9 protein-coding genes are annotated in these 12,001 nt (G+C 41.5%); 2 read left to right on the top strand and 7 right to left on the bottom strand.

Annotation, left to right across the window (positions count from 1 at the left end; all coding sequences use genetic code 11):
• Positions 1-105: 105 nt before the first annotated feature.
• From PENNN9_RS07475 to mfd, 3 genes are all read right to left on the bottom strand, one after another.
• Positions 106-1,494 carry an adenylate/guanylate cyclase domain-containing protein gene (locus PENNN9_RS07475; protein ID WP_058369076.1) on the bottom strand — a complete coding sequence of 463 codons (1,389 nt, stop codon included), beginning with the start codon at positions 1,492-1,494 and terminating at the stop codon, positions 106-108.
• A gap of 325 nt (positions 1,495-1,819) precedes the next feature.
• Positions 1,820-2,251: an HIT domain-containing protein gene (locus tag PENNN9_RS07480; RefSeq protein ID WP_058369077.1), complete on the bottom strand. Its 432-nt coding sequence runs from the start codon at positions 2,249-2,251 to the stop codon at positions 1,820-1,822.
• A 205-nt stretch (positions 2,252-2,456) separates the two neighbouring features.
• Positions 2,457-6,161, bottom strand: coding sequence for a transcription-repair coupling factor (mfd, locus tag PENNN9_RS07485; protein ID WP_058369078.1), 3,705 nt, complete (start codon positions 6,159-6,161; stop codon positions 2,457-2,459).
• A gap of 424 nt (positions 6,162-6,585) precedes the next feature.
• On the opposite strand from mfd, the gene PENNN9_RS07490 reads away from it, so the two are divergent.
• A complete protein-coding gene (locus tag PENNN9_RS07490; RefSeq protein ID WP_058369079.1) occupies positions 6,586-8,220 on the top strand; it encodes a BCCT family transporter in 1,635 nt (544 codons plus the stop codon).
• A gap of 118 nt (positions 8,221-8,338) precedes the next feature.
• Here PENNN9_RS07490 and rraA read toward each other — a convergent pair whose 3' ends face one another.
• The gene (rraA, locus tag PENNN9_RS07495) at positions 8,339-8,875 is read right to left on the bottom strand and encodes a ribonuclease E activity regulator RraA (RefSeq protein ID WP_058369080.1); all 537 of its coding nucleotides are present in this window, start codon (positions 8,873-8,875) and stop codon (positions 8,339-8,341) included.
• 150 nt (positions 8,876-9,025) lie between these two features.
• Positions 9,026-9,736 carry an NAD-dependent epimerase/dehydratase family protein gene (locus PENNN9_RS07500; RefSeq protein ID WP_058369081.1) on the bottom strand — a complete coding sequence of 237 codons (711 nt, stop codon included), beginning with the start codon at positions 9,734-9,736 and terminating at the stop codon, positions 9,026-9,028.
• A gap of 476 nt (positions 9,737-10,212) precedes the next feature.
• On the opposite strand from PENNN9_RS07500, the gene rpsT reads away from it, so the two are divergent.
• Positions 10,213-10,479 carry a 30S ribosomal protein S20 gene (gene rpsT, locus PENNN9_RS07505; RefSeq protein WP_058369082.1) on the top strand — a complete coding sequence of 89 codons (267 nt, stop codon included), beginning with the start codon at positions 10,213-10,215 and terminating at the stop codon, positions 10,477-10,479.
• A gap of 111 nt (positions 10,480-10,590) precedes the next feature.
• Here the strand turns inward: rpsT and PENNN9_RS07510 are convergent, their stop codons facing one another.
• Entirely contained in the window at positions 10,591-11,424 is an 834-nt protein-coding gene (locus PENNN9_RS07510) for a histidine phosphatase family protein (protein WP_058369083.1), read from the bottom strand.
• 181 nt (positions 11,425-11,605) lie between these two features.
• Positions 11,606-11,866 carry a hypothetical protein gene (locus PENNN9_RS07515; protein WP_227511758.1) on the bottom strand — a complete coding sequence of 87 codons (261 nt, stop codon included), beginning with the start codon at positions 11,864-11,866 and terminating at the stop codon, positions 11,606-11,608.
• Positions 11,867-12,001 lie beyond the last annotated feature (135 nt).

The following is a 12,001-nucleotide window of genomic DNA, read 5'->3' on the forward strand; positions in this document are numbered from 1 at the left end:
GCCAACAGCAGTTATATTGTAATAGCTGGCTTTTTAATTAGTTTAAGGGTTAATATTCTTCATCTATAAAATATAATGATTACAATAGATTGCTCTCTTTATCAGTTACTTGTTGTTTAAAGAATGCTCTTTTTCTTCTTTTTCGATACGTTCAAGCGCAAAGTTTAGTTTGTTTTTAATCTCTTTATAATCATAATTTTGCATGTCTTTAAAATTTAGATGTAAGTTAAAACCAGGTAGCGTATGATCTACCCACTTGGATAAGCGACCTTTATTAGCATCAGGGTCCAGCACTTGCCAAGCATTAATACTGCTATCAAAACCTTTTAATTGATAGGTACCTGCATATTCGCATTCGTAATCGTGGCAGACATAATCATAAGTTCTTTGACTAATAAGAATGTCTCCCTTTCCTGCTATCGACTCAAGACGAGATGCAAGATTGGCCTCTTTACCGATAATAGTATAACTAATGCGGTTATTACTACCAAAGTTCCCTACATGGCAGTATCCCGTAGTGATCCCGATGCGCACATAAAGTCCTTCAAAGCCCATTAAACGCCATTCTTGTCGCAAACTGCGCATTTCACGGCGCATGTCGATTGCCATGGCCACGCAGTCCAATGCATCCTGCCGCGTCCCTCGACTATTTGGTTCACCAAAAAAACATATCATGCCATCACCAACAAACTTGTCTAGCATCGCGCCATGTTTATTGGCAATGACTGTCATACATTTCATATAAGTATTCAAAATATCAGCTAGGTTGTCAGAGCTTAAACTATCAGACAACTCAGTGAACCCAGCAATATCTGAAAACATAATCGTAAGCTTGGCTCGTTTGTTATTCACATCTACGATACTGTCCGACTTTACGATTGGTTGCCAGACTTGCGGAGGTATAAAGCGGGTTAATTTACTAATGACCGATACTAAAGTATTGAGTCGTCCCTTTGCTTTCTCTGCCGTTTTTTCATATCTTAGATATTTATGATATATGCCCCAAAACTGCCAGAATATAGTAATAATACTAGCTAATAGAATGGTGGGTGATATAAGGTCTTCATTACAAATCATCATATCGCTATTTAGCGTAATACTGACATAGTAAAACATGATAGCGGTAACAGCAGAAACTATAATCAGTTTAAGTCGATTTTCAGGTTCGCTTAAGATGATTCGAATGCCGATCAACAATGACAAGCTAAGTGACAATACCGTGCAAAACTGCATACTCCCAATGACTGTCGAAAATAGCACTACGACGATATTAGACGTCCAAAAGCTTGGCTGACGCTGATAGTTATAAACCAAGATCATTAGACTTGGCAAACTTACAATAGCAAAAAGTGCCATTGAAATAGAATTAAATTCGAAATGCATAGCAACAAGTGCTACGGTAAGCAGTAAGACTAATATCTCTGGATAGTCAAACCGAGCATGTTCTTGATTTTTCAATAAAGTCGGTGATTTCAATCTACCTGAAAAAGGCATATTTGATGGTCGCTTGGATTGGAAAGAGTTAAAAAGTCTTAAATGAGTAAGTGTTAAACTTTAATAGTAAAATAAAGGAGAAAATAGCTGATTTATTAGTAGTAAAAATATGGCTTGATATTGTATAAATTACTAACAACATAGGCTGCTAACAATATACGTCATTAGCAATCAAAAAAAACATTACCTACCTCAAATATGATCTACTTTCATTCAGTAATATCAATAGGTAATGTTCTTGTTATAACAAAAGCAAAAACAGAACAACGCAGACAATATAAGCGTAACCATTTGCCAAGCACTGTATCTAGCTATTGAGTAATGACTACATACGCCAATCGAATGGCATTTGATGATGGCCTCGCAATGCAATCATCAGTGTCTGCTGCATTTGTGCCAATACATCCTTCGTATATGGTACTGCAGGTACGCCCCATACTGGATTTGGCCATTGCAGATCATTTTGATAGCGCACTATATGGTGAAAATGTAGCTGTGGAACTTGGTTACCAAGTGCTGCCACATTCATTTTGTCAGCTTGGAATGTCTTGGCGAGTTGACTTGACAACCAGCTTGACTCACGTAAAAATTGTGCTTGATCAGATTCAGACAATTCGTACAATTCTTTGATACCAGACACACGTGGCACTAAAATCAACCAGGGAAACTGACAATCGTTAATCAAACGACATGTCGACAAGGGAAAATCCCCTACTAAAAAACTATCAGCAGCAAGCTTAGGATGTAGTTGGAACATAATAACGGCTTCTCTTGTTATAAAACTTCAATAAAATCAGTTAACAGCTATATATAATGGCGCTATTTTATCAGTTATCTGTGAAGGCGTGTTGAACATTCACAAATCCCTACTGCTGATCGTACCAGTTTATCAAAACTGTGTACTCAATTGCGTCTAAGTGATTACAATATAGCGCCCTTGACTAGAAAAATCGGACTTATATTTAAGCGGGTTCGGCTACTGTATGTTCGCTAAAATAATGCAGTAGCTCTTGAATAGCAGTAACCCGCTGCTGCGCTGTCTCAAGTTTATCTGCGTCATTATAACGAATACCTGAAGCGCCATTCATACGATAACGCTGACCATCAGATTGAATTAATTTAATGATTGCCAGCGCGTCAACTGGTGTATCAGGCGCAAATTCTAAGGTCACACTATGGCTATTGGCATCAATTTTATTAATTTTTAATGGCTCTGTTTGTAAGCGCAGGTCATGAATGGCAAATAGCTGTTTGGTTTGATCTGGCAGAACCCCAAAACGATCTATCATTTCAGTACGAATATCAATCAAGGCTTCTTTACTATCCGCGTTACTGATCCGTTTATAAAACAATAGGCGCTGATGCACATCGTGCAAATACTCTTCTGGTATCAATGCTGAGCTATGTAAATTGATTTCACTGGTCAGCGACAACGGCGTGCTCAAATCTGGCTCTTTACCTGCCTTAATGGCTTTGGTAGCCCGTTCGAGCATATCCATATACAGACTAAAGCCAATTGCCTGCATATTACCGCTTTGCTGTTTGCCTAGGATTTCACCAGCACCGCGAATCTCTAAATCTTCACTCGCTAGCATGAAGCCTGCACCTAATGTATTGGCGCGCTCAATCGCGTGTAAACGACGTTTGGCATCACCTTTGAGACCCTTAAGCGATGGTACTAATAGATAACAATATGCTTGATGATGACTGCGACCGACACGGCCACGCAACTGATGCAGCTGAGCCAGACCAAATTTGTCAGCGCGCTCAATAATGATAGTATTGGCATTCGGCACATCGATACCAGTTTCGATAATAGTTGTGCAAATTAAAACATTGAATTTTTTATGGTAGTACTGCTGCATGATTTGTTCAAGTTCACGCTCCTGCATCTGTCCATGAGCGACCCCTACACGCGCCTCTGGTACCAGCTCGCGAATAGTCTCTGCCATGCGCTCAATGCTCGCTACATCATTATGCAATAAGTATACCTGCCCGCCGCGTAGCAACTCACGCAAGATAGCTTCTTTCATTAAAGCGTCTGTCTTTTGCATGACAAACGTCTTGATGGCCAAACGACGTGCAGGCGGGGTTGCAATAATAGACATATCACGCATACCAGATAACGCCATGTTAAGCGTTCTAGGTATCGGTGTCGCTGTCATTGACAAACTATCTACATCAGTCTGAATAGCCTTAATACGCTCTTTGTGACGCACACCAAAGCGATGCTCTTCATCAACGATCATCAAACCCAAGTTAGAAAACTTGACGTCAGGCTGTAACAGCTTATGCGTGCCTATCACAATATCAACTTTACCAGCAGCCAAATCCGCCAGTACCGTACCCTGGTGCTTTTTACCACCAAACCGTGATAAAGTCTCGATACGGACAGGCCAATCAGCAAAACGGTCGCGGAAGTTGTCTTCGTGCTGGCCTGCAAGCAAAGTAGTCGGTACTAACACTGCAACCTGATAACCGGCGCTCACGGCAATAAATGCTGCCCGCATGGCAACCTCTGTTTTACCAAAGCCCACATCACCACAAATAAGACGATCCATCGGTTGGTTTTGTCTCATGTCCTCGATAACCGCGTGAATAGCGTTGGCTTGATCCGGGGTTTCTTCAAAAGCAAATTGACTGGCAAATAGATCATACTGTGAGATGTCTATTTTAAAATGAATACCCACTTTGGCTTCGCGCCTTGCTTGCATGTTGAGCAGCTCTGCTGCCACATCATGAATTTGCTGCAATGCCTTTTGCTTGGCTTTATCCCATTTTCCGCTACCAATTTTGTGTAGAGGAGCAAGTGCTGGATCACCGCCACTATAACGACTGATCATTTGTAGATTGGCCACCGGTACATAAATACTGGCATCATCAGCGTATTTTAGATGAATAAACTCTTGCTCACCGTCACCCACATCTAGAATAATGAGTCCATTATAGCGACCAATACCATGCTCGATATGGACAATAGGACTGCCTTGCGTCATTTCAGTGACACTTTTGACCAAGAACTCTTCTGATACGCCACTTTGTCGGCGACGACGTGTTTGCAACACTTGCCTACCGAACAGCTGAGTCTCACTAATCAGCACCAAGCGCTCGGGAACGTAGACTCCGCGCTCAATCGGTGCAACTGTCAGACCAACATGTGGTTTTTGGCTTGAATTGTTATCACTAGTCTTGTCTGCTGCCAAAAAATCCTTGAAGCTGTCGTAAGTTTTTATATCAATTTTACCTTTGAACAGCTCAATGAGAATCTCACGGCGACCTGCAGTTTCAGCGACGATTAATACTGGCGTATCTTTTTGCGCCTGCATATTCAAAAAATCCAACAGTTCTGCCAAAGGTTCTGCTTTTTGATGATTAACAGCCAATTGCGGCGGCATTTGGGCGCTCAGTGTCACTAGGCCTTGCTTGTTTTGTATTTGAGCAGCTGCAGATGCTGCTTTTTTGTCGTTGGTAGCTTCTACATCTGTCATAGATGCAAGCTCTTCGCGCGCGCTTAATATTACCCGTGGATATTGATTAAGATACTCATTAAGCGTATTAGATAGCAAGTATAATAGCTCTGGTGCTACGATAGGTTTATCAATATCATGACGACGCTCCTCGTAACGGCGCTGGATTTGCGACCAGTAATCCGCTTGGCGCTCATTGATTCGCTCATCTGTGATAAACAAAGCATCTTTAGGGAAATAATTAAATAAACTACTCTCTTGCTGCCAATCTTTTAGATCAAAAAACAACGGCTGATAATACTCAAGTCCACTACTTGCAATCCCTGCCATCACATCTTTATGTAGCTCAGATTTACGGCTACTAGCGTTTGGGAACATTGCAGCAAAATTCATGCGAAAAGTGTCTCTGCCCTCTTCTAAAGGAAACTCTTTTGCAGGTAGTATTTGAAACTTCTTAATAGGTTTAGAGATATCAGGCAATTTATGTAATAACGATAATGACTCTTGACCCATACTTTTATCATTACCGGAGACCATAGCCTTTAGATCATCATCGGTTAACGTACGCTGAGTTTGCGGATGAAAAAAACGAATCGTCTCAATCTCATCATCAAATAAATCTAGGCGCAGTGGAAATGGCTGACCCATCGCAAAAATATCAATAATGCTACCACGTACTGCAAATTCACCTGGCTCAAATACATTGTCAACTGCACGGTAACCAGCTTTTGCCAGTAGCTCACGTTGAGTATTAATATCAAATTGATCACCAACACTTAAATCAAAGTGTTGTCCAATCAGCCAACTAGGCGGTGCAACGCGGTGCATCAAAGCCTGTACTGAGATAAGTAGTACGCCCGATGTTGGCATATCTGTCAATAAGTTGATTCGTTCACTAACGATGTCTTGATGCGGAGACAGCTCATCATACGTTAGCGTCTCCCAGTCAGGGAAAACATAAGCATCGACTCCGCAGAATGCCAGCTCAGTCTCTATTTGGTTAAGCTGGTTTTGATCTCGAGCCACAACCACTTTTAAACGATCTGCCACTTCCCACATAGTCGTTTTGACCAAACTTGCCAGCCATAGACTGCCTACTGCACCATGTACGGGTGCAAGCCAGCGTCTCTGCGAGTTCTGAATAGGAAATAGCTGCTCATTAATGGGAGCAAAGGCGTCAGTTAAAGCAGTGATAGACATAGCAGGTAGGATCTATTTAAGAATCTGGCAGTTATTATACGAATATTTTCGCAATTGACCAAAACTAATTTCCACTTTGATAGTCTGCTACGATTTGACAAAACTAAACGGTTTGTTAACATGGCACGCTTTTGGAAATTCCCATTTTAAAGTTTAGTTTGAGCTAACTTTCTATTGTTCAGATACACTCATTTTTTAATGAACTTTTGCGTAGTATTTTGAACAATTATCTCCTATACGTGCTTCTTATTGAGTCTTTAGTGCTCAACTACTAAGCAGCTTGTACTCTTGATAAAGCACCAACAGTATTTTTATATTACCTAAAATCTAAAGCTTGTAGCTGCCAAAAACTATTGATTAGCAATGAATAGTCGATACTTTGATGGTGTCCAGCTCAACTAACTCATCAGGAGATTCGTCACCTATGAACGAGCAAAAACAGATTCCAAAGCCTCTTCTCGACAAGTTTCGTCGCAGGCTCTATACCACTGAACATACAGTTGGTGAAAATAACACTGAGATATTGGGCTTAGATTTACATAGACCGGTATTCTTCTTTACCGCCATTGCCGTTGTTGTCTTTGTATTGTTTGCTTTATTACTGCCTAATATAGCCAATTCTTGGCTCAATGGTACCAAAGATTGGGTGGTCAATGGTTTTGACTGGCTCTTTGTCAGTACAGCTAATATTATGGTGATATTTAGCCTGATATTAATTGTATCTCCCTATGGCAGCATTCGCATTGGCGGTATGAATGCAAAACCTGATTTCAATCGGCGCTCGTGGCTTTCGATGCTGTTCGCAGCTGGTATGGGCATCGGCCTTATGTTTTGGAGTGTGGCTGAGCCATTGGCTTATGCGAGCGGTTGGGCAGGTACACCACTTGATGTAGCAGCAGACAGTCCTGAAGCTTACCGTGCCGCTATGGGTGCAACCATGTATCATTGGGGCTTGCATCCTTGGGGTATCTACGCGATAGTTGGTTTGTCGTTAGCCTTATTTGCTTATAACTTTCGCTTTCCATTGACCATGCGCTCCGTATTCTATCCTATTTTTAAAGAAAAAACGTGGGGGCTGCCTGGCCACATTATCGATATATTGGCTGTGTTAGCGACAATATTTGGTCTAGCGACGTCACTAGGTTTGGGTGCTCAGCAAGCAGCCAGCGGACTTAACTATTTGTTTGGTTGGGATTTTGCGGGTAACTCTCTCGAGATTACTATTATAGTTGTGGTGACTGCTCTTGCCACCATATCAGTAGCACGTGGCCTTGATGGCGGGGTTAAGCTTTTGAGTAACATCAATATGATGGTCGCTTTAGCCTTGCTACTGTTTGTGTTTTTCATTGGCAACTCACTTGGACTGCTTAGCAAAATCGGTGCGACCGCTGTTGATTATGCCACTTATATTATCCCCTTATCCAACCCTGTAGGCCGCGGTGATGATGAATTTTTTCACGGTTGGACTGTATTTTATTGGGCGTGGTGGATCAGCTGGTCACCATTCGTGGGTATGTTTATCGCTCGTATCTCAAAAGGCCGTACAGTACGTGAGTTTATCACCTCAGTGATGTTAGCCCCTACGCTTGTGACCATCGTTTGGATGACGGTATTTGGACAGTCAGGATTGAGTCAATATAACCATCAAGTCGGTGAGCTGGCAGAGGGTGTTAGTGATGCCTCCTTGACCTTGTTTCAGATGCTGGCAAACCTGCCTTTAGGAACCATTACCTCTTTAATTGCTATTATTCTAGTAATGGTGTTTTTTGTGACCTCATCAGACTCAGGCTCCTTAGTAATTGATACGATTACGGCAGGTGGTAAACTTGAAGCTTCAATATATCAGCGTATATTTTGGGCGGTTGCTCAAGGTCTTATTGCTATTGCTCTGCTCTATGGCGGCGGCGCACAGGCCCTAAAAACCATCCAAGCAGGCTCAGTAAGCACAGGCTTACCTTTTACCTCAGTGTTGATCGTTATGTGTATCAGCCTATGGCTTGGCTTACGCAGGATTTATAGAGCGCGCGAACAGCTGCTCTCAGAGCTTGAAAAATACTAATAAGTCATTTACTTCTAACCAAAAACCCCAGTTCTATAATTTGAACTGGGGTTTGTCTTTATAACCACTGGCAATATATGCTTATTTGTCCTCGCAGCAGTTTGATAACCATAATAGTTTACGCTATTAAAGGCTCATGATTTGCAATAATGCCATTGTTATCAGCATAAATAAACATACCAGAATTAAGCGTTAAATCGCCAAAGCTGATTTCAATACCTGTTTGTCCCTCATCTCGGCGTGTTGATTTGCGCGGAATACAGCCTAATGCCATCACACCAATATCCATTTGCGCCATGTCATCGACATCACGGACGCAGCCATACACAATGACACCAGCCCAGCCATTATCAATCGCTGACTGTGCAATCATGTCGCCGAGCAGCGCACAGCGCATCGAGCCACCACCATCAACGACCAATACTTTGCCTTCACCATTCTTATCTCTACCGTCACTATTCAACAACGCCTTTACACGACTATTATCTTCAAAGCATTTGACAGTCACAATCTCGCCACAGAATTTATCTTTGGCGCCAAAGCTATAGAACGACTTACCTTCAATGTTTGGTAAACAGACTTGTGATTCAGGGTTGGCATCCAATAGATCACAGGTGACAAAGTTCTCTTTGTTCATTGCTGTTGATTCTGACATAGTTATTTACTCCTTGTTAATGACTATCAGCTATTTTGTGGTCTTACGATGGTTAGTGTTGTTTTATTATTGATTGAATGCTTAGGCTATTACTTTTTAAAAAGCATGTTCATAAATTGTTTCAACCAAACGATATGATAGTGTTTTGGTTTACTTTTTGACACGAGTCATCGTCAGCATCCTTTTGTTTTCGATGATGTCAGTAATACTAGGCTTTGACTCAATACGGTATTCACTGTATTTGCGACGTTCGTACATATCATGAGCTGTCATTGCCATTGCAATTGCAACACGCTTGGCTGAAATAGGGTGCAGCGGTAATGACTCAGAGACTAAAGGTGAGATAATTTTAAAAGCTTTTTGAGTGATGCTTTCTATCGGTCGTCCTTTGTGCTTACCCAATAATAATGAAGGTCGAAAGATAGCCAAACGCTCAAACCCCAGTTCCATAATAGCTCGCTCAGTCTCTGCTTTTACTCTGTTATATAAAAACCGGCTATCAACATCAGCATTCATCGCAGATAATAGAAAAAAGTTTTTAACTCCTTTATTAACGCATAACTTGGCAAAATTCACATTATAGTCGTAGTCTACTTTTCGAAAAGCCTCATCACTGCCTGCTTGCTTCTTAGTTGTACCAAGACAACTAAATGCATCTGTTGTAGCATCTGCACCAACGCTTGCAAAAATGTCGGCTAAGTTATCAAAATCATTGACCTGATAGAATCTCATGCTAGCGTTTATATACCGCGGTGGACGTCTCGCAATGACTATTAATGTATCATAGAGTTCGCTAAGCTGTTTGACAAGATGCTGACCCACCAAGCCCGTTGCGCCAATTAAAATTGCTTTTCGCTGCATATCCTATCCATTTAATCATAGTCGTAAAATGTTATAAAAACTATTTATAACCGTCAAATCGTACCGTTTCGATATCATAGCGCAGTATCATAACTAAGTTACCCTATAACTGTCGCTACTATTCATGATTTATTGTAAGAGTTTTTAACAATGGTTCGACTATTCATCAGTTATTTATTTATATTTTAGACTTTATACGTATTAGCATAGCGTTACATACAACTTCTTTTCGCTTTGATGATCAAATATATTGTTCTAAGCGCAATAATTTGTTAAGATGTCCGGCTTTACACGTCATAGCTATTTAATTATTCCAAATAGCTATGACGCTTACGATGATTCATTAATATTAGAAAACCTGATATTGAACATCGACATCATGCTTGACGAGACGGCTGCTCGTCACCAATGATTGTTAAACCCATTATTGCAATCAACATTCATATTTTTATCTGTCTTTCATAAAGGAGATACGCGTGGCTAATACTGCACAAGCTCGTAAACGCGCCCGTCAAAACACCAAACGTCGCCAAAATTCAGCGTCACAACGCTCTATGGTTCGTACCTATCTAAAGCGTGTTGATGCGGCAATCGAATCTAAAGATTATGACGCAGCTACCGAAGCTTACAAGAAAGCGGTACCTGTCCTTGATCGCATGGCTGATAAAGGCATTATTCATAAGAATAAGTCTGCTCGTCGTAAAAGCCGTCTAAACAAAGCTATCAAAGCTCTACAAGCTTAAGATCAGTGGCGTTAACGCTGATCGTGAAAAGACCTTGTCCTAGTGGCAAGGTTTTTTTATATCTATCCGAAATATCATAGTCAAAAAAGCAATATAATCTTTAGCTTAATATTATGTCCATTTCACTTCTGGGGGCAACAATAGCTTGCTAGGATGAAAACCAGCGGCACGGTAGCTGTCCATTAACGTATTGATCGGGCGAACATAAACCTCACCTCGCCAAACGAAATAAGCATTAGCCTGCTCAAATGGTTTATCATCAAACCATAGAAACACGCCTTCCATCATTTTGGGCCAGTCGTTCCAATCAATCTCAATCACATCGAACATTACCGCCAAAAAAGCAGACAATAACGTATCATGACTCACTGCTAGCATTAAATGCCCATGCTGTGGCTGGTTTTGATAAAAAAGCGATAAGATATCAAGACCACCTTGATAGGCATTTTTTGTGCCTTCAAGATTCCCTTGCAAAAAACGATTGATAAAGTTGAGTACACCAATCTCTTTAAAGACTGCATTGGCGATCTCAGGCTCAGTAACCAAGCTACCTGGCTCAACCAGCAACGACTGGTGCGCAATATCGCGTTGTAACCCTGCTCCTTCTTGCATCAGTTGCGCGGTATCAACACAACGTCCAATAGGGCTTGAGATGCTGTCTACGTCGAGAGAATACGGCAGATGACCTGCTAACCAACGCCCCCAAGACTTCGCTAATATGCGCCCTCTAGGAGTAAGTGGCAGCTGGTAGCTGGCAAACCCGTTACCATCAGAGCGCTCACGTAAAGAGTGTCTGGTAAACAAGATCAAGCGCTTATTCTCAGGTAACAAGCTGACTGAGGAAATCATACTATCAGGCAAATGCGCGGGGGCAGGCGCACTCATCTTAAGAGATTTTTGAGCATTGGCTTGCTCAGGAAGTGATGAATCAGAAAATTTACTCATGGCAGCTAGCGTAGCAGATTATTGGGTAGTAGTGAACGAAATATGAGCCAACTAGCCATAAAAGTGTCGCTAACAAGCTGTCATAATCGTTACATCATATAGAGATAGGACATCAAATAGTCATGTCTTACAATTATCATTATGGAGCCAGTATTGAACCAATCACACGATTCAAGGCATGCTAATCGATATCTACTACTCTGTCCCATGCAAACTCAATCGGAGTACTGCTCACTTCATTAGGATAAGCTCGAGGATTGACAATTACACGAGTATTACCAATACGATAATCAAATGCCTCGTGAGTGTGGCCATGTACCCACAGGGTTGGCGCCCAATCCTTATGCATCCAGTTGGATAAATCACTAACAAAGGCGGCGTTACTCGGCAGCGTAGCATACTTTTCAGAGACTGATAAGGCGCTGATACTATGATGGGTCATTACGATTGTTTTTTTTGCCTAACTGCTGTGCATCAATTAATGCTCGCTTTAACCACTGGCGCTGCTGGGCGTGCAGCCCGATAGACACTTCAGGCGAAAATAGCGCATCACCTGCATATATCTGCTTATAATCAC

The organism is Psychrobacter sp. ENNN9_III (assembly GCF_001462175.1).
Taxonomy (GTDB): domain Bacteria; phylum Pseudomonadota; class Gammaproteobacteria; order Pseudomonadales; family Moraxellaceae; genus Psychrobacter.